The sequence below is a fragment of the Geovibrio ferrireducens genome, from assembly GCF_026226615.1.
In the GTDB taxonomy this organism is placed as follows: domain Bacteria; phylum Chrysiogenota; class Deferribacteres; order Deferribacterales; family Geovibrionaceae; genus Geovibrio; species Geovibrio ferrireducens.
Genome location: NZ_JAJAPB010000004.1, coordinates 40,748 through 59,161 on the forward strand (window position 1 = coordinate 40,748; position 18,414 = coordinate 59,161).

The following is an 18,414-nucleotide window of genomic DNA, read 5'->3' on the forward strand; positions in this document are numbered from 1 at the left end:
TCTATACCCTGAAAAAGCCGACTGCATTCACCCTCGTTCCGTCAGAGACTGAAAACAGGTAATCTCCGCCCTTCTGCTCGATCTTCACCAGCGCCTCCTCAGTTCCGAGGGGGAGCTCATGGGAATATTCTATGCAGAATTCCGTAAAATCTCTCTTGCCCCCGTTTAACGCAGCAAAAGCCTGAAAGATATAGGCAGAGTAAACTGTGTTGTTCAGGTGCGAGTTTATGTCAAAATCGGTGAGCCTCGTCTGAATCCTGTGGGCGGCTGCATTTTCAGAGGGCGATTCCGGCTTCCAGTCCTCAATAACTGTTCCGTTTGTCATCTCCTCCACAGGCTTGTACGCCTCCGGAATTTCAGGCTCAATCTTTGCAGGGCGTTTTTTCTCAGTATCAATAAACAGCCACACGGAAGACGCGGTGCAGACTGTGCGCCCGTTTCCGGTAAGTTCAAACTCCCTGAACCCTTTGAAGCGTTGCATGCCCCTTGACCATGTTTCCGTTTTAAGAACATCATACAGGCGTATGCCGTCGTGGAGCTTGTAGGCCAGCCTGTGCAGCATCCACAGCCTGTTCATACCCATGTATCTTCCGTGAGTGAAGCCTATGCTGTCAGAGTGCTTTATCGCCGCTTCCTGAAAAATACGGAAGAGTGCGTCCGGGAGAATGTGTCCGTCTGTTCCTGCATCGTTTATTTTGACCGAGTCGGTTGTGCTGTACTTCATTTTTTCACCTTTGATAAAGCCTATCATATTCCATATGAACATTTTTTCCAAGTTGACAAATTACACCCCGGCGCATTTTTTTGTTTGCATGCTGATATTTTTTTTAGGGTTAACACATGCTCTTGACGTAAAAATTACCTGAAAGCCTGATTTGCTGAGGCTTTCAGACTGGAAAGTTTTTTTAATTTCCCTTGACGCATATATATGCTTCTGCTAAAGTTTGGCATGGATTGGATCGATAAGATCATAAATTGGTTTAATTTGGCATAAGTGAGATGGGCAGCTTCAAAGGAAAATACGAACACAAAATCAGCGAGACGGGCAGAATAAGCGTGCCGTCCAAGTTCCGGGACATCCTCCGCTCTAAATACCAGAGTGATGATCTCGTTCTGCTCTCAATGGGAAGCCATCTCCGTGTGTACCCCGCCGCTGAGTGGGAAAAGCAGGAAGCACGCTGGGAGCAGGAGCAGTCCGGCAACCCCGAATTAAACGAATTTCTCCGCCGTCTGTACTCGATGATGGATGAATGCTCCATAGACAAAAACGGCCGCATAGTAATAACACAGGACGTAAGGAAATATAACTCCCTCGAAGGGGACTGCATAATAAACGGCTTCCGCAACCGTATGGAAATATGGGACAAGGCGGCCTGGGAATCAGCAACCGGAGGAGAAAAACTCGAAGCACTGTTTGCCAAATTTGCGGACAGCTTCTAAGGAGGGCGGAAAATGCACAAATCCGTTCTGCTTAACGAGGTGCTCTCGTTTCTTCCTGCTAAGGATGACGGGGTTCTTCTGGATCTCACCGGCGGTTTCGGCGGTCACTCCGCCGCAATGAACGAAAGGCTTAAGCCGGAAGCCCGGCACATAATTCTGGACAGAGACCCGGAATCAGTGGCGAGGCTCAGGGAAAGATTTAAATCCTGCCCAAACGTGCAGGTGTTTCATAAAAACTTCGGCAGCTTTGACGAAGTGCTCGATGAACTGGGCATCGGAAAAGTTGACGGAATACTGGCGGACTTCGGGGTTTCCACCATGCAGGTGAGAGACGGAGCGAGGGGATTCTCCTTCCGGGAGGACGGTCCGCTGGATATGAGGATGGACAACTCAGAGGGGATAACCGCCGCTGATGTCGTAAACACATTCTCAAGAGAGGAAATCTCCGGAATCATAGATAAGTTCGGGGAGGACCGCTTCGCATGGCGGATAGCCGGGGCTATAGTCAGCGCAAGGGAGATAAAACCCTTTACCACCACAAAAGAACTTGCCGACACGGTTTTCAAGGCTGTTCCGGCTAAGTTCCACAAAAAAGGTTTTCACCCCGCCACGCAGACTTTTCAGGCGGTCAGAATATATGTGAACGGAGAGCTGGAAGAGATTGAAACCATGCTCTCCAAACTTGAGGACAGAGTAGAGACGGGCGGAATTGCTGCCTTTATTTCGTTTCACTCTCTGGAAGACAGACTGGTGAAAGAAAAATTCCGCTACTTTGAAAAAGAATGCATCTGCCCTATTGAGCAGATTTTATGCCGCTGCGGAAAGAAGAGAACCTTCCGTCAGCTTACAAGAAAACCTCTGGTTCCGTCTGAGGCCGAAGTGGCTGAAAATCCATTAAGCAGAAGCGCGAAGCTCAGAGCAGCACAAAGGGTGTCATCCTCTTGAATTAGAGGCAGGTTTCTCCGGGCGGGGTACGCCGTCCGGGGAACCTTAATAAATTAAACGCATGGGAAGGAACCTATGAGAGCGAAAACGATCTATTGGGACAAGGTTTATGAATCAAACGGCGAAAACTCCCTCAGCACCGGAAAGGTTCTTTTGTGGGCCCTGCTCATTATTTCGGTCTTTCTCGTAGTATATGTCAGACACCTCTGCGTCCGTGAAGGTTATGCCATAAGCAGACTGGCCTCGGATCTGAACGAAATGGAGATCCAGTACCAGCTCATGCAGGAAAAACAGTCCGAAATGCGCGACACCGCAAGCCTCTATAAAATGGGGGAGAACATGGGTCTCGTACTGCCGGACATGAACAGGACATTTAATGTTCAGTGAACGAAGCAGGATAAGATTTTTTATATATCTTTCCATAGTCCTGGGGGTGATAATCTCCGGGCGTCTTTTTTTTCTGCAGGTGGTTAAAGGCGACTTTTTCGCCCAGATCGCAGGCTCACAGGCCGAAAGTGAATACGCCGCCTTCAAAGGAAGAGGCACAATTTACGACCGTAACGGAAAACCCCTTGCGGTAAACAAAAAAGTTGCGTCCCTTTATGTTTTTGCCTCAAACCTCAAAAACAGAAAGGATTTTATAAACAGGCTGAATAAAGCGGGCATAAAAACCTCCAAAACCACGCAGACAAGGATCCTCAAAAACGAAGGCTTCGTCTGGGTGGAAAGGAATGTGAATATAGCACTTGCCAGAAAGGTTAAGGAGCTTGTGCCTGAGATAGAGTACACCCTCAGCGAAAACAGGTTTTACCCTGAGCGCCACCTCGCCGCTTCAATCATCGGCTTCACAGGGGTTGACAATCAGGGGCTCTGGGGGCTGGAAAACAGATACGATGAAGTGCTCAAAGGGGAGAAAATCAACCTTGTGACACTCAAGGACAACAAGGGACACCTTATCCTTTTTGAGGATAACAAAGCAAAAATACACGCGGAAAGCGCCCTGTACGTAACAATAGACACCTACCTTCAGGGTACTGCGGAATACCTTCTCCGCAAAGGCGTGGAGGAATTCAACGCCGAGCGCGGCATAGCAGTGGGCATTGACATAAAAACAGGGGACATCATATTTGCCGCCTCAAGCGACAACTATGACCCCAACAACTACAACCGCTACAGCGACAAGACATGGAAAAACGATGTGACCAGCTTCCTCTTTGAACCCGGTTCAATATACAAGCCAGTCGCATTCTCCTACCTCCTTGAAAAACAGGCGCTTGACCTCGCTAAAATGGTCAACTGCGAAAACGGTCAGTTCCGCATCCACGGTCACACAGTAAAGGATGTCAAGCCAATGGGCATGGCAACCGCCAAGGAAGTGCTGATAAAGTCCAGCAACATCGGAATGATAAAGCTCACAGACAAAATTGACCGGAAAGATTTTTACGAATATATGCGCAGCGCCGGTTTCGGACAGAAGACAGGGATAAACGGTGTAAGCGAAGAGGACGGACTGCTGCGAAGCTACAAGCAATGGTCGGGGCTGTCGCGCCCCTCCCTTTCCATGGGGCAGGAAATACTGGTTACACCTCTTCAGATGGCAAGATTTTACGCCGCCGTGGCTAACGGCGGTTTTCTCGTTACTCCTTCCATAGTTGAGAAGGTGGAAAAAAACGGACGCACGGTATCACCCGAAACACAGAGAACACCTGTAATGTCCGAGGCTACCTCGGAAACGCTGCGGGTTCTTCTTGCAGATGTGGTTAAGGAAGGAACCGGGCAGAAAGCTAAATCCGACTTTGTGGAGATAGCAGGCAAAACCGGCACGGGGCAGAAGTTTGATAAAGCCTCAGGTGCGTACAGCAGCAGGGAGTATGTGGCGAGCTTCGCCGGGTTTTACCCTGCGCAAAATCCGGGAGTGGCGATGGTTGTCGTTTATGACAGCCCGAAACTCAGCATTTATGGCGGCTCCACCGCCGCAGTGACCTTTAAAAGGCTTGCTGAGCTCACTTCGCTTTATCTCGGTTTACAGAGGAAAGATGTCGATGAAAGCATTTAACCTTTTTGACGGAATACCAATTACCGGATTTGACGCCGATGTCAACTTTGAGGCGGATGTTAAGGCGGTATGCTTCGACAGCAGAGATATAAAGGAAGGCTGTGTGTTCTTCGCCTATTCCGGCTCCGCTTTCGATTCCCACAGCGTGGCAGAGAAGGTTTACGCAGAAGGGAAGGTGCTGTTCATCGCCGCGGAGAGAAAACTTGAGAATATCCCCACTGTCATAGTTGAGGACGGACGCAAGGCACTGGCTCTGGCATGCAGAAACTTCTTCGGCAGACCGGATGAAAAAATGGAAAAGGTCGGCGTAACCGGAACAAACGGCAAAACGACTGTGACCTATCTGCTGGAAGCCATTATGGCGGCAGCGGGCAAAAAGCCCCTGAGAATGGGCACAACAGGCCACAGATACGCAGGCAAGGATGTTCCCTCGAACGTTACAACGCCTTCATCATATGACTACTACAAGGTGCTGGCAGATGCAGTTGCCGACGGGTGCAACGCTCTGGCTGTGGAGGTTTCCTCACACGCCCTTGACCAGCAGAGGCTCTACGGCACAAAGTTTGATGTAGCCCTGTTCACAAACCTTTCGGGCGATCATCTTGACTACCACCACACCATGGAAGAGTACTTCTCCGCAAAACGAAGGCTCTTTCAGGATGATTACGCCAACATCGCCGTGGTGAACATGGACAATGACTACGGCATGAGGCTGATAAAAGAGAAAAGCATAGACACCATAAAATACGGCGTCAGTGAGAGGGCTGAAATCTCAGCAGAGGAGATAGCCTTCACCCTTAACGGAATTACAGCCAGAGTGCGCTATCCGGGCAACACCTTTAACATAAGCACAACCCTTGTGGGGCTGCACAACCTTGAGAATATTCTCGCCGCAGTTTCCGCCGCCATAGCACTCGGAATAAATGATGATGCCATAGCAAAGGGGATAGAGAGCCTGAAAAATGTTCCCGGAAGGCTGGAGAAGTTCGAAGTGAACGGAGCCTTTGTATTCGTGGACTATGCACACACTGACGATGCCCTTATAAACGTACTTGAAGCGCTGACCCCCTTTAAGAAGACGAAGATAACCACAATCTTCGGCTGCGGCGGCGACCGTGACAGGACAAAACGCCCCAGAATGGCAAAAGCCGCCGAGAATTACTCGGATGTGATAATAGTTACCAGCGACAACCCCAGAACGGAAAGCCCTCAGCAGATTATTGAGGACATTCTCAAAGGGTTTGAAAATGCAGAAAAGGTCGTAATCTGTCCTGACAGGGGCGAGGCTATAAAAACCGCCCTCGTGAAGGCGGAGCCGGGCGACATAGTCCTCATAGCCGGGAAAGGACATGAGGACTACATGGTTATAGGAAAAGAGAAAATTCATTTTGATGACAGGGAAGAAGTCAGAAAGTTCCTTAAACAGGATTAAGACAGACCCGGAGGAAATGGATGAAGCTGAAAGAGATTGTAAACGCCCTCGGCGGCGTAATCAAGGCAGACACACCCTTTGATCTGCCCGTGAAAAAACTTGTTATCGACAGCAGAAAGGTCGAGGAAGGCGATATTTTTACGGCTCTTTCCGGTGAAAACACCGACGGGAACCTGTACGCACAGAAGGCTCTGGACGCGGGCGCGTCTCTGGTCATTGTGGATGACGGTAAAATATATGAAACCCTGAACGGAAACAAGGTACTTGTCCGTGACGGGCTGAGCGCCATAAAAGCACTGGGCGCGTATAAACTCAAAAACTACAAGGGAACAAAAATAGCCATTACGGGCAGCATGGGCAAAACCAGCACCAAGGAGCTTATAAGCTCTGTTCTGCGCACCCGTAAAAAGGTTTATACAGCTTACGGAAATTACAACAACGAACTCGGCGTAGCCATTTGCGCCGCCAACCTCAATATGAGAACAAGCTGCGCCGTTTTCGAATTCGGCACAAACTCCCCCGGAGAGATAGGACAGCTTTCCATGTACCTCAAGCCGGATGTGGCAGTGCTCACCGGCATAGGCCACGCCCACATAGGCAGGATGGGGAGCATGGAAAAACTGGCTGAGGAAAAGCTCTCCATAATAAACGGCATGAACGGCGGAACCCTCTGGGTGCATGAATCATGCCGCATGTATCTGGATGAGCGGGTTATGGGCGCTGTTGACGTGAAATACTTCGGCAGCGGGATGAACGCAGATGTGATCCTCGCGGACGCAGGGCGCAACAACAGGGAGCAGTTTTACTTCACAGCGGTTTACATGGGTGTGCCCTACTGCTTTATGCTGAACCACCCCTATGACCACTTCATAGCCAACTCCCTCGCCGCCATTGGCATAGGCTTTGAAGCAGGGCTTGACTATCAGGATGTGATGACGGGCATACTCGCCTTCAAACCCGTAACGGGCAGAGGGGCTATGGTAAATGTCGGCAGCATCAAGGTAATAGATGACACCTACAACGCAGGGTTCGAGTCCATAATGAGCGCGGTTAAAAACCTGGCCGAGATAAACGCTCCCAAAAGATACGCCATAATAGGCGAAATGGGCGAGATAGAAGGCTTCGAGGAGATGCTTTACCTCAAGCTTTATAAGCTGGCAAAAAGACTGACTGACATAAATTTCATATTCGTGGGGCAGAACTACTGCAAATTCGCCGAAACAGCGAACATAACAATAGCGCCCACAAAGGAAAAAGCTAACGAAACCGTGGCTCTCATTGAGGAGGGTCTGGTTCTTATAAAAGCGTCCAGAGCAAGGAAGTTCGAGGACTTTATAAGCTTTCTGGAACAGGAGAGAAAGAAGCGTGCTGTATAACCTGCTGGTTCCGTTATCTGACGTTTGGAGCATATTCAACGTCTTCCGCTACATCACATTCCGCACGGCGTATGCGACCCTTACCGCTCTGGTCATTACGCTTATTATCGCTCCGTTCATCATCAGGAAGCTGAAGGAGATGGCCTTCTCCATGAAGTCAAAGGGCTTTGAGCCCGCCACCCACAAGGTTAAGGAAGGCACTCCCACAATGGGCGGTATAATGATAGTTATAGCGGGCACGGTGTCCACCCTCCTCTGGGCGGATCTGAAAAACCCGTACATATGGATTACAATATTCACCTTCGTCTCCTACGGTATCATAGGCTTCGTGGATGACTACATAAAAACAGTGAAAAAGAACCCCAAAGGCCTTAAGGCAAGGGCAAAGTTCTGGGGACAGGTTTTTACCGGAGTAATAGCCATAGCGCTTATCATATATGTTGATAAAGGAAAAACGGCGACAGTTCTCGCCATGCCCTTCCTGAAAACCGCGGTAATAGATCTCTCTATATTCTATTTCGTGTTCGCCCTGTTTGTCATAGTGGGCACATCAAACGCGGTAAACATTACGGACGGGCTGGACGGACTGGCCATAGCGCCTTCGGTTATATCATTCGGCACACTGTGCTTTTTTGTTTATTTCACCGGACACAGCGAGTTTGCGCACTATCTGAACATCATTTATGTAAAAGGTTCGGGGGAGCTTGCGGTATTCTGCGGCGCGATGGTCGGCGCGGGGCTTGGCTTTCTCTGGTACAACGCCTTTCCCGCAAGCGTGTTCATGGGGGATGTGGGAAGCCTTTCCATAGGCGGAGCGATGGGCATAGTGTCCGTTATCTCCAAGCATGAGCTTGTGCTTGCCATAGTCGGAGGCGTTTTTGTCATCGAAACGGTAAGCGTTATCCTTCAGGTGGGCTTTTACAAGGCTACTCACGGGAAGCGTCTTTTCAGAATGGCGCCCATACACCACCACTTCGAGCTTAAGGGATGGAGCGAAACGAAAATTACCGTGCGGTTCTGGATTATTTCCTTCGTTCTGGCGCTCATTGCGCTCAGTACGCTTAAACTGAGGTAACGGATTATGAAAGCGGCAGTACTCGGCTACGGCAAAAGCGGCAAGGCGGCTGAAACCCTTCTCAGGCATGCAGGCGCAGTGCAGGTTGATATTTTTGAGGATAAAAACAATGCGTACCCTTCCATATCCGAATTTAAAAACGGGTATGACAGGGTGGCTGTGAGCCCCGGAATAGATATAGTCAGACGCGGGCTGAAAATAGATAACCTTACCAGCGAGATAGAGCTTGCTTACGAAGCACTCGCCGGAAAGGGAAAAATAATGGTGATGACAGGCACAAACGGCAAGTCCACAGTGACCTATCTCACAGCGCAGATACTGGAAAACGCAGGGCTCAGAGCCGTTGCATGCGGCAACATAGGCATCCCCTTCGGCGAAGTGGTGCTGAAAGGCGGATACGATGTGTTTGTTCTGGAGCTTTCCAGCTTCCAGATTGAGCTTCTGCGCAATTTTAAGGCGGACATGACGGCGATTACCAACCTCGCCCCGGATCATCTGGACAGGTATCCGAGCTATGAAGCCTACATAAAAGCTAAAATGGATGTACTCAGGTTCGTAAAAGAGGACGGCTTTGCCGTTCTGCCCGATGAGACCGAGCTCCTGAAACACGCTGAATACTTCAAAGGCAGAAGAGTGATAATAAACGAAGCCATGAACGGCTTCCCGAAACTCACAGGGAAAACGATGGATTTCGGAGCATACAGTCTGGACACGGCAAGATTCCCGCTGTTCGGAACCCACAACCTGCTTAATCTTGCCTTTTCCCTTGTCTCGGCGGACAGCCTGCTGAACTTCAAAGGCGATATGACCCCAGCGGTGGAGAACCTTAAGGGGCTGCCCCACAGGTGCGAGTATTCCGGCACGGTTGACGGTGTCAGTTTCATAAACGACTCAAAGGCAACCAATGTTTACTCCACCCTCGCCTGCCTTAAAGGCGCAAAGGCGGGGAACGTTATAATACTCGGCGGGCGCGACAAAAACGGAGACTTCGGTCTTCTGGCTGATGAGCTTAACAGGGCTGCAAGCACCGTAATAGCCTACGGTGAGGCGGCAATAGTAATAAAAGAGAAGCTCAAAGGGCTTCTCACATGCGATTTTGTGACCGCTCCCACCATGGAGCAGGCAATAAAAACGGGCCTTAACGTAGCCCCCAAAGGGAGCAACGTAATACTTACACCCGCATGCTCAAGCTATGACAGCTTCAACAACTTTGAAGAACGCGGCGAGAGATTCATGCAGATAGTAAAGGAACTCGGCGGAAAATAAAGTGTTTCAGATTAAAGACGAACGGCTGCAAATTCTGATAATCGCCTCTGTCCTCATCACAATGGGGCTGATATTCGTGTTCTCTGCGGGCTCCATACAGGCGCTCAGGCTGGAGAAAAACGAGCTCTACTTCTTCAACAAGCAGCTTTTAGCGGTCTTCATAGGTCTGGGGCTCATGTACGGCGCATACAGCATACCGCTGAAAACATGGCGCAGGTTTGTGCCGGCGCTCTATTTTCTGACACTGATACTGCTGATTTCCGTGTTCTTTTTCCCGAAGCTCAACGGTTCGCACAGGTGGATCCTTCTTCCCGGATTCAGCTTACAGCCTTCGGAGCTGGCTAAGTTCACCTGCATACTTTACCTTGCCCATTATCTGGACAAGAAAGAAGGCAGGCTCAACGACTTTACCACAGGTTTCCTCCCCGCTTCCATAATGCTGGGGATAATCGGCGCACTCATACTGAGCGAACCGGACTACGGAACAACACTGCTTATAATCTGCGTGTCATTCACGCTGTTTCTGATAGGCGGAGCCCACATGCGCCACATAATAGGCGTTATAGGGTTCATCGCTCCTATTATAACCGCAGGGCTTCTCATGGGTTACAGGAGAGGCAGAATAATGAGCTTCCTTGACCCGTGGGAAGATCGCTACGGAACAGGCTATCAGCTTGTGCAGTCCCTCACTGCCGTGGGCAGCGGCGGCATATTCGGCAAGGGAGTGGGCAACTCCTCCCAGAAGCTTTACTTCCTCCCGGAGGCGCATACGGACTTCATATACGCCATTATCGCAGAGGAAACAGGTCTTGTAGGTTCGCTGGCTGTGCTTGTGATAGTCACCGTGTTTTTTATAATAAGCGTTAAAGTGGCTCTTAAGCATAAGGAGCTTTTCTATAAACTGCTCACATTCGGGCTCGCTTTCAGCCTGTTTGTTCAGGCTCTGCTTCATATATCAGTGGTTACCGGTCTCCTCCCCACAAAGGGAATAGGCCTCCCGCTGGTCAGCTACGGCGGCTCAAACATGATGATCTCCCTGCTTATGGTGGGCGTACTCCTGCGCAGCGCAGAGGAGGCGGGCTCATGAGTGAAGAAAAACTCCACGGAGGGAGATTCGCCGTGCGCAGCGAAGGTCAGCCTGCTGACCGCGAGCGTGTACAGTTTTCGGACAGGACGTGCCGAAAACTGTTATCAGGACAGACTGAGGCGGGCTCATGAGTGAGAAAAATGTGAGGTTAATCATAGCGGGCGGCGGTACGGGCGGACACCTTTATCCCGGCATAGCCGTTGCGGATTATCTTAAAAATAAAGATGCGGAAGTGTTTTTCATGGTCTCCGACAGGGGGATTGAAAGAAAAATACTCACCGAAAAGGGCTACAGCTTTTACGAACAGCCGCAGACTCCCCTCAAGGGAATAAGCATGGCGGGCAGAGTGCGCTCCGTCATTCTCCTTGTCAGAGAAGTCTACGGAATGCTTAAAAAAATCAAAAAGACCGACACAGTGCTCCTCACAGGGGGTTTTGCCGCAGCAGCACCCGCCATAGCCGCAGTGCTTAAGGGTGCAAGGCTTTACCTGCATGAGCAGAACAGTGTGATGGGTCTTACCAACAGAATATTCGCCGTATTCAGCAAAAAGGTTTTCCTCTCATTTGAGGGAACGCTGAAGGCGAAAGGGAACACAGTTCACGCAGGCAACCCCGTAAGGGCTGAGTTTGCCTCCTGCACACCGAAGGCTGAGCCGACCAAGCGGATTCTGGTTCTCGGCGGCAGCCAGGGGAGCAGGTTTCTCAACAGGCTCATGGCAAGATCGGCAAAAGCACTGGCAGATGCCGGATGGAGCATAACCCATCAGGCAGGTGCGAAGCTTTATGACGAAGCACTTGAGGACTACCGCAATGCAGGTGCAGAGGCTGACGTGCGGAGCTACATAGAAAACGTGGCTGATGAATACGAAAAGGCGGATGTGGTCATAGCCCGCGCAGGCTCAGGCACGGTTTTTGAAACCATGTACGCACGCCGCCCGGCTGTATTAGTTCCCTTTGCGCAGGCAGCAGACGAACACCAGCTTTACAATGCCCTCTTCGCGGAAAAACTCGGCATAGCAAAGGTTATGACAGAGAGCGGAGCAAACCCGGAAAGGCTCAGAGAACTGATTGAGTGGTCACAGAAACAGGAAGTAAAAGACAGGCTGGCGGGTATAAAATATCTGAACAGCCCTGAAATAATAGCAAGAGGTATGGAACTTGACTGAAGTATTCGGGAAAGTGCGTAATATACATTTTGTAGGCATTGGCGGAATAGGCATGAGCGGTCTTGCCGAAATCCTTCACTCCATGGGCTTTAAGATAACAGGCTCAGACATAGCGGACAGCGCAAACTGCAAACGCCTCCGCGCCATGGGGATAAAAGTGTTCGTGGGGCATCTGGCTGAAAACGCCGTCGGTGCGGACGCTGTGGTGTATTCCTCCGCGGTGAGAAGCAGCAACCCGGAACTGATATACGCCAGAGAAAACTTCATCCCCGTCATAAAACGCGGCGAGATGCTGGCTGAACTGATGAGGATGAAATACTCCATAGCAATTGCGGGCAGTCACGGCAAAACCACCACAACCTCAATGGTTGCTGAAATATTCAACAAGGCAGAGCTTGACCCGACTGTGGTTGTGGGCGGCATACTCAACAGAAGAGACTCCAACGCCCTCAAAGGGAACAGTAATATAATGATCGCAGAAGCGGATGAATCTGACAAAAGCTTCCTCATGCTTCAGCCCACAGTGGCGGTGATCACCAACATAGATTTTGAACACACTGACACCTACGCCACAATGGACGAGGTTAAGGACAGCTTCCGCGACTTCGCTTCCAGAGTGCCTTTTTACGGGCTGAACGTTCTTTGTCTGGATGATGCGAACACTGCGGAGCTCATAAAACGCATTGACCGCCGCTTCATGACATACGGCCTCTCCGCTCAGGCGGATGTGCACAGCGCGGATATTGAAAAGCACGGCTTTGCCGTTTCCTTCGGTGTGGTGATACACGGCAAAAACATGGGGCGGATAAACCTGAACTTCCCCGGTGAGCACAATGTGCAGAACGCTCTGGCGGCAATCGCCGTGGCGACTGAGTTTGATATACCCTTCCGGGTGTGCAAGAAGGCTCTTGAGGAATTCGAGGGCGTACAGAGAAGGCTCACCGTGCGCTATGACGGCAACTGCTGCACAGTGCTTGACGACTACGGCCACCACCCGACAGAGATAAAGACCACCCTGAAAGCCATCAGGGAGGCATACGGCAGCAGGAGGATTGTTGTTGTCTTCCAGCCGCACAGATATTCCAGAACGCAGACGCTGATGAATGAGTTTTCCACATGCTTCTTTGATGCGGACAGGCTCTTCATAACAGATATATACGCCGCCAGTGAGGAACCCATAGAGGGCATAACCGCACAGGTGCTTGTGAAGGAGATAAAGGAGAGAGGCTTCAAAGACGTGCACTACCTCCCCTCTTTCGATGATATTTACAAATACCTTGAGGAAGCGGGCTGCGACAACAGCCTCATACTCACTCAGGGGGCGGGAAGCATAACCAGATTTTCAGGGGAGCTTGCCGCATGGCTGGAGAATAAGCATGAAAAATAAAAAGGTTGCCGTGCTCTACGGCGGTCTGTCAGCAGAGAGGGAAGTCTCCTTAAGAAGCGGAGCGGCAGCGGCAAAGGCATTACAGGAAGCAGGGTTCACTGACGTAACCCTCATAGATGCCGGACATGACCTGCCCGCACGTCTGCTTGAGCTTAAGCCTGACGTATGCTTCAACAGCCTCCACGGCACATTCGGCGAGGACGGCCGCATTCAGGGCATGCTTGAACTCATGGGCATCCCCTGCACCGGCTCTGACAGCCAGTCAAGCACAATCGCCTTTGACAAGCTCCTGAGCAAGGTGATCTTCGCGCTGAACAATGTGCCCACGCCTGAGTATGTGCAGCTTACGAGAGAGACGGGAGCACCCTTTCTCCCCTGTGTCATTAAACCGTGCAGACAGGGCTCAACCATAGGCATTACAGTTGCTAAAACAGAAGAAGAGTTTGAAAAAGGGAAAAAAGAGGCGTTTGAATATGACGAAAGGGTCATAGCCGAGCGGTTCATAAACGGAAAAGAACTTACAATAGGCATATTGTCTTCTAAAGTATTGCCGATAATATGGATAAGACCAAAATCCGGCTTTTATGACTACCAGTCCAAATACACCAAAGGGGCAACCGAGTATGTATTTGAGACTGAAATGACGGAAGATGAGGACAGACTGATAAAAAGCACGGCGCTACAGGCGTTTGAGAGTCTGGGATGCGCTTCTTACGGAAGGGTTGACATAATGTACGACGGCAAAACCCCATGGGTTCTGGAGATTAACACCCTCCCCGGCCTCACGGAGACAAGCCTTCTTCCGCAGGCGGCTGCAAAAACGGGAATAAGTTTCCCGGAACTCGTAACGGCTATGATAGGCGATGCACTGAGGTAATACTATGAAAAAGAGCGGTTTTCTTAAGGCAGCCCTTATTGCGGCGGTTTTTGCAATTCTGACAGGCGGCGTTGTCTGGGCAGCGGCGGGAATCGTCAAAATGACGGGCGGAAGCAAATACTTCCTTGTGAAAACCGTAAATGTTCAGGGTGTTATCCGGACTGACAGGGGAAAGGTGGATACCTTCGCCAAGAGCCTTGCCGGAAAGAATATGTTCGAGCTTGAGGAAAAAAAGCTCCGCCGCATAGATGACATCTGGGTGGAGAAGGTTGAGATAAAAAAGATCTTCCCCGATACGGTGAAGGTTATAATTTTTGAAGAGAGACCGATCGCATCCGTGAGGATAGGAAAGGAGTGCTTCATTGCAGCAGCAAGCGGAACGCTTATTCCTGATAAATGTTCCGGAGGCGAAATGGTCATGCACAAGGGAACGGAGAAAGAGCAGCTTGTCAGTTTCCTTAAAATATACGACAAAACACCGGAAATGCACGGCAGCCGCGCCCTTCTGAAACCCATGCACTTTGAGCTTGTGGTGGAGGGTGTTCTGTACAAATGCGGTTATGACGAAAGCGTCACCGATATGTTCAGAATATACAACAGCAGGATAAGCGGCAGGTACGCCAGGGTGGATTATGTCGACATGAGGCTGCGCGGAAAAATATACGTGAACGGGGTGAAAAATGTCTCAGGATAATAATATTTATGTCGGGCTTGACCTTGGAACGACAAAGGTCTGCATCGTCGTTGCCAGAAAAAACGCTGACAGAAGTATAGACGTTCTGGGAATAGGCAGTGTCCCGTCCAAAGGCGTTCGCAAGGGTGTGGTCGTCAATATAGAAGAGACTGTAGCCTGCATTCAGAAAGCCAAGGAAGAGGCGGAGAGAATGTCCGGCGTTGAGATAAAAAGCGTTACCGCCGGGCTTGCCAGCGGGCATATAAAGAGCTTCAACACCAGAGGAACCATTGCGGTTAAGAGCAAGGAAGTTACCCAGCAGGATGTGGACAGGGTTATAGAATCCGCCTCTGCGTACAACATGCAGCTCGGCGAGGAGATACTCGATGTTATCCCCCAGCAGTACATACTGGACGGACAGACTGAGATAAAATATCCCGTAGGCATGAGCGGCGTAAGGCTGGAAGTGGATGTGCATATCGTGACCGGGCAGGTTTCCTCCGCCACCAACATTGTTAAATGCTGCGAGAAGGCAGGGCTGGTGGTTGATGATATAATACTTGAGCAGTTCGCATCCGCAAAAGCTGTCCTCAACGAGGACGAAATGGAGATAGGCGTCTGCCTCATCGACGGCGGCGGCGGAACATGCGATATGGCTGTCTACAAACAGGGTGCGGTTTACCACACCGCAATCCTCCAGATAGGCGGCAACCACTTCACCAAGGATCTCTCCATAGGCTTAAGCACGCCGGAATCTGAGGCTGAAAGGCTTAAGATTAAGCACGGCTGCGTCTGGATGCCTCTGGTTTCCGATGACGAAATGGTAAACGTTACCACAGTGGGCGGAAGGCCGCCCCGCAAAATAAGCAAGCCCGTGCTCACGCAGATTCTTCAGGCCAGAGGCGAGGAGATCTTCCAGATGTTCAAGGGTGAGCTCCAGAAGCATAAGCTCCTTGAACTCATGGGCGCAGGCATAGTGGTTACAGGCGGCTTAAGCAATTTTGAAGGAATAGAAGAGCTCGCCACAAATGTTTTCAACACGCCGGTAAGGGTCGGCAGACCCACAAATATAGGCGGACTCACCGATCTGGTTTCAGATCCGAGATACGCCACTGCCGTGGGGCTTGCCATATACGCCACCAGAAAAGGAAAGGCGGGGGCTAAGCTCTCCAAAGGTAACGAGGACAAGGTTTTTACAAGTATTTTTCAAAGAATGAAAGGATGGTTAAAAGAGTTCTTTTAAGCATATCAGGGGGTTTGTATGTTTGAATTCGTAGATGTCAAGCAGGGCGCATGCATCAAAGTGATCGGCGTCGGCGGAGCAGGCGGAAACGCAATCAACAACATGATCGAACATGGTATCGAAGGCGTGGAATTTATCGTGGCTAATACTGACCAGCAGGCGCTGCGCAGCAATAAAGCTCCGAACAAAATCCAGCTCGGTACAACGCTGACCAAAGGGCTCGGCGCAGGCGGAATACCCGAACAGGGTAAAAAAGCCGCCATTGAGGATTTAGAGGCTATAGAAGCACAGCTCAGAGGAGCCGACCTCGTGTTTATAGCTGCCGGAATGGGCGGCGGAACAGGCACAGGTGCTGCTCCCGTAATAGCCAGCGTGGCGAAGGAACTCGGCGCGCTCACAGTTGCTGTTGTTTCCAAACCCTTCTCATGGGAAGGAAAAAAGAGAAACAGCAATGCTGAGCAGGGGCTGGAATTCCTGAAAAACCATGTTGATACCTACATTGTGGTTCCCAATGACAGAATCACAGCGGAATGCAAGGACAACACCCTCTTTGAGGATGCGTTCAGAATGGCTGATGATGTTCTCAGGCAGGGCGTTCAGGGTATCAGCGACTCTATCAACGGAAACGGCTACATCAACGTGGACTTCGCTGATATACGCTCAATAATGGAGTCAAAAGGCATGGCTCTCATGGGTATAGGCGAAGCCACAGGCGAAAACAGGGATATAGAAGCCGCAGAACGCGCGCTTAAGTCTCCCCTTCTCGCTGATATAAGCATAAACGGCGCTGAGGGTCTGCTTGTTAACATAGCATGCGGCAAAGACCTTAAAATGCACGAGGTGCAGAACATCGCCACCAAAATACATGACAGCGCAGGAGATAATGCCAACATTTATGAAGGAGTGGTAATAGACCCCAACTTCAACGGCTCCATCAGAGTTACGGTTGTGGCTACAGGTCTCGGCAAAAAGGAAAAGAAGCAGGCTAAAAGCCCTGAGCTTGAAAGCTTCCTGAATAAACAGCCCAAGCATGTCTCCAGCTTTAAGGAGAAAGTTGCGAAAATTACCGAGAGGGATCACTCCCTCAAAACAGTAAGCGATGCTAAAGAAGAGGAATTTGATATTCCGGCGTATCTCAGGTATCAGCAGGATTAAGGAAAGAATCGGCTGATGAGAGTTCTGAATGTCACAAACGTCCGGTGGTATAACGCCACCGCATGGTATGCACACATGCTTTCTCTGGGACTTGAGGCTCTGGGACACCGGACAGCAGTCCTCGGACTGCCCGGCACACCCCCTGTAATAAAGGCAGGAGAAGCAGGACTTCAGACCTATGAGGCAGAACTGAACAGCCTGAACCCGCTGAAACTAGCACAGTCCGCAGCGGTATTCAAAAAAGCTGTTAAGGAATTCAAGCCCGATGTGGTGGTATGCCACAGAGGCGAATTTTTCTTCTACTTCACCCACGTGCGTTTCTGGGAAAGACCGAAGTGGAAGCTGGTCAGGGTGAGGGGTGACCGCAGACCCCCCAAGGCGGATGCCCTCTCCCGCTGGCTGTACCACAACGCTGTGGACAAGGTTGTTACATCTTCCGAGTCCATGCGCAGGTTTCATCTGGAAAATCTTAAACTCCCCTCTGAGAAGGTTGTCACACTCTACGGAGGCGTAGACACCGGACTTTTCAGCCGCAGTGAGGAAGGAAGGCAAAGAGTCAGACGTGAATTCGGCTTTAACGAAAATGACCTTGTTCTTGGCATTCTCGGCAGATACGACACGGTTAAAGGGCACGAATCCCTCTTCCGCGCTGTCAGTGAGCTGAGAAATGAGGGGATGAGCAACCTGCGCCTCCTTGTGGCAGGAGTGGACGCCCGGATGAATGAATCCGACATCAGATTAATGCTGGAAAACAGAGGAATAAGAGACATAACCGCCGTTACGGGCAAAAGAGACGATGTGGCTGATGTTATAAGTGCCATGGATCTGGGCGTTATACCCTCCCTCGGCTCTGAGGCTGTCTGCCGCGTGGGGATGGAGATGCTCTCCTGCGGGGTTCCGGTCATCGGCTCAGACATAGGCGTAATACCTGAGATAATCCCCCCTTCAAATATATTCAAGGCCGGTGATGTGCAGTCCATCAAAAACCGGATAAGAGATTACAAAATTTACAGCAAAAGCTACGATTACATTGACTTTGCTGAGCATTTTGCCGCTTTTTTCAATTGACAATTGTTATGATTAGGCATAACAATTGAAAATATATCATCCCGATAGGGTTATTTTAAACACAATTTATCAAATATTTGTGTTGCCTGAGAAAAGTCGGGAACTATTTTAATTTACCTTTTAAAGGATGTAAGAACAATCTGAACAGACTGGGGTTATTCAGCTTAGC

The 18,414-nt window shown here is 50.3% G+C and carries 17 protein-coding genes; 16 read left to right on the plus strand and 1 reads right to left on the minus strand.

What is annotated here, in order from left to right:
* Position 1 precedes the first annotated feature (1 nt).
* Positions 2-724, minus strand: a complete 723-nt coding sequence (locus OSQ85_RS05480) for an acyl-[acyl-carrier-protein] thioesterase (RefSeq protein ID WP_265821842.1) — start codon at positions 722-724, stop codon at positions 2-4.
* A 275-nt stretch (positions 725-999) separates the two neighbouring features.
* On the opposite strand from OSQ85_RS05480, the gene OSQ85_RS05485 reads away from it, so the two are divergent.
* The 16 genes from OSQ85_RS05485 to OSQ85_RS05560 all read left to right on the plus strand — a co-directional run bounded on the left by OSQ85_RS05485 (position 1,000) and on the right by OSQ85_RS05560 (position 18,245).
* Positions 1,000-1,440: a division/cell wall cluster transcriptional repressor MraZ gene (locus OSQ85_RS05485; protein ID WP_265821843.1), complete on the plus strand. Its 441-nt coding sequence runs from the start codon at positions 1,000-1,002 to the stop codon at positions 1,438-1,440.
* A gap of 12 nt (positions 1,441-1,452) precedes the next feature.
* Positions 1,453-2,385: a 16S rRNA (cytosine(1402)-N(4))-methyltransferase RsmH gene (gene rsmH / locus OSQ85_RS05490; protein WP_265821844.1), complete on the plus strand. Its 933-nt coding sequence runs from the start codon at positions 1,453-1,455 to the stop codon at positions 2,383-2,385.
* A 75-nt stretch (positions 2,386-2,460) separates the two neighbouring features.
* Positions 2,461-2,772: a hypothetical protein gene (locus tag OSQ85_RS05495; protein WP_265821845.1), complete on the plus strand. Its 312-nt coding sequence runs from the start codon at positions 2,461-2,463 to the stop codon at positions 2,770-2,772.
* Complete coding sequence (locus OSQ85_RS05500; protein ID WP_265821846.1) at positions 2,762-4,441, plus strand: peptidoglycan D,D-transpeptidase FtsI family protein; 1,680 nt, start codon at positions 2,762-2,764, stop codon at positions 4,439-4,441. The genes OSQ85_RS05495 and OSQ85_RS05500 overlap by 11 nt, the downstream gene beginning before the upstream one ends.
* Positions 4,422-5,873 (plus strand): UDP-N-acetylmuramoyl-L-alanyl-D-glutamate--2,6-diaminopimelate ligase, encoded by a 1,452-nt coding sequence (locus OSQ85_RS05505; RefSeq protein WP_265821847.1) that lies wholly within the window; start codon positions 4,422-4,424, stop codon positions 5,871-5,873. Before OSQ85_RS05500 ends, OSQ85_RS05505 begins: the two co-directional genes overlap by 20 nt.
* A gap of 20 nt (positions 5,874-5,893) precedes the next feature.
* The gene (locus OSQ85_RS05510) at positions 5,894-7,249 is read left to right on the plus strand and encodes a UDP-N-acetylmuramoyl-tripeptide--D-alanyl-D-alanine ligase (RefSeq protein ID WP_265821848.1); all 1,356 of its coding nucleotides are present in this window, start codon (positions 5,894-5,896) and stop codon (positions 7,247-7,249) included.
* Positions 7,239-8,324, plus strand: a complete 1,086-nt coding sequence (gene mraY, locus OSQ85_RS05515) for a phospho-N-acetylmuramoyl-pentapeptide-transferase (protein WP_265821849.1) — start codon at positions 7,239-7,241, stop codon at positions 8,322-8,324. The genes OSQ85_RS05510 and mraY overlap by 11 nt, the downstream gene beginning before the upstream one ends.
* A 6-nt stretch (positions 8,325-8,330) precedes the next feature.
* Positions 8,331-9,590 (plus strand): UDP-N-acetylmuramoyl-L-alanine--D-glutamate ligase, encoded by a 1,260-nt coding sequence (gene murD / locus OSQ85_RS05520; RefSeq protein ID WP_265821850.1) that lies wholly within the window; start codon positions 8,331-8,333, stop codon positions 9,588-9,590.
* Between the two features lies 1 nt (position 9,591).
* Positions 9,592-10,677 (plus strand): putative lipid II flippase FtsW, encoded by a 1,086-nt coding sequence (ftsW, locus tag OSQ85_RS05525; protein WP_265821851.1) that lies wholly within the window; start codon positions 9,592-9,594, stop codon positions 10,675-10,677.
* Positions 10,678-10,804: 127 nt separating this feature from the next.
* Positions 10,805-11,842 carry a UDP-N-acetylglucosamine--N-acetylmuramyl-(pentapeptide) pyrophosphoryl-undecaprenol N-acetylglucosamine transferase gene (locus OSQ85_RS05530; protein WP_265821852.1) on the plus strand — a complete coding sequence of 346 codons (1,038 nt, stop codon included), beginning with the start codon at positions 10,805-10,807 and terminating at the stop codon, positions 11,840-11,842.
* Positions 11,835-13,229: a UDP-N-acetylmuramate--L-alanine ligase gene (gene murC / locus OSQ85_RS05535; protein ID WP_265821853.1), complete on the plus strand. Its 1,395-nt coding sequence runs from the start codon at positions 11,835-11,837 to the stop codon at positions 13,227-13,229. Before OSQ85_RS05530 ends, murC begins: the two co-directional genes overlap by 8 nt.
* Positions 13,219-14,106, plus strand: coding sequence for a D-alanine--D-alanine ligase (locus OSQ85_RS05540; protein WP_265821854.1), 888 nt, complete (start codon positions 13,219-13,221; stop codon positions 14,104-14,106). Before murC ends, OSQ85_RS05540 begins: the two co-directional genes overlap by 11 nt.
* Positions 14,107-14,110: 4 nt before the next feature.
* Positions 14,111-14,800, plus strand: a complete 690-nt coding sequence (locus tag OSQ85_RS05545) for a cell division protein FtsQ/DivIB (RefSeq protein ID WP_265821855.1) — start codon at positions 14,111-14,113, stop codon at positions 14,798-14,800.
* Positions 14,787-16,022: a cell division protein FtsA gene (gene ftsA, locus OSQ85_RS05550; RefSeq protein WP_265821856.1), complete on the plus strand. Its 1,236-nt coding sequence runs from the start codon at positions 14,787-14,789 to the stop codon at positions 16,020-16,022. Before OSQ85_RS05545 ends, ftsA begins: the two co-directional genes overlap by 14 nt.
* 18 nt (positions 16,023-16,040) lie before the next feature.
* Entirely contained in the window at positions 16,041-17,177 is a 1,137-nt protein-coding gene (ftsZ, locus tag OSQ85_RS05555; RefSeq protein ID WP_265821857.1) for a cell division protein FtsZ, read from the plus strand.
* 15 nt (positions 17,178-17,192) lie between these two features.
* Positions 17,193-18,245: a glycosyltransferase gene (locus OSQ85_RS05560; protein ID WP_265821858.1), complete on the plus strand. Its 1,053-nt coding sequence runs from the start codon at positions 17,193-17,195 to the stop codon at positions 18,243-18,245.
* Positions 18,246-18,414: the final 169 nt, after the last annotated feature.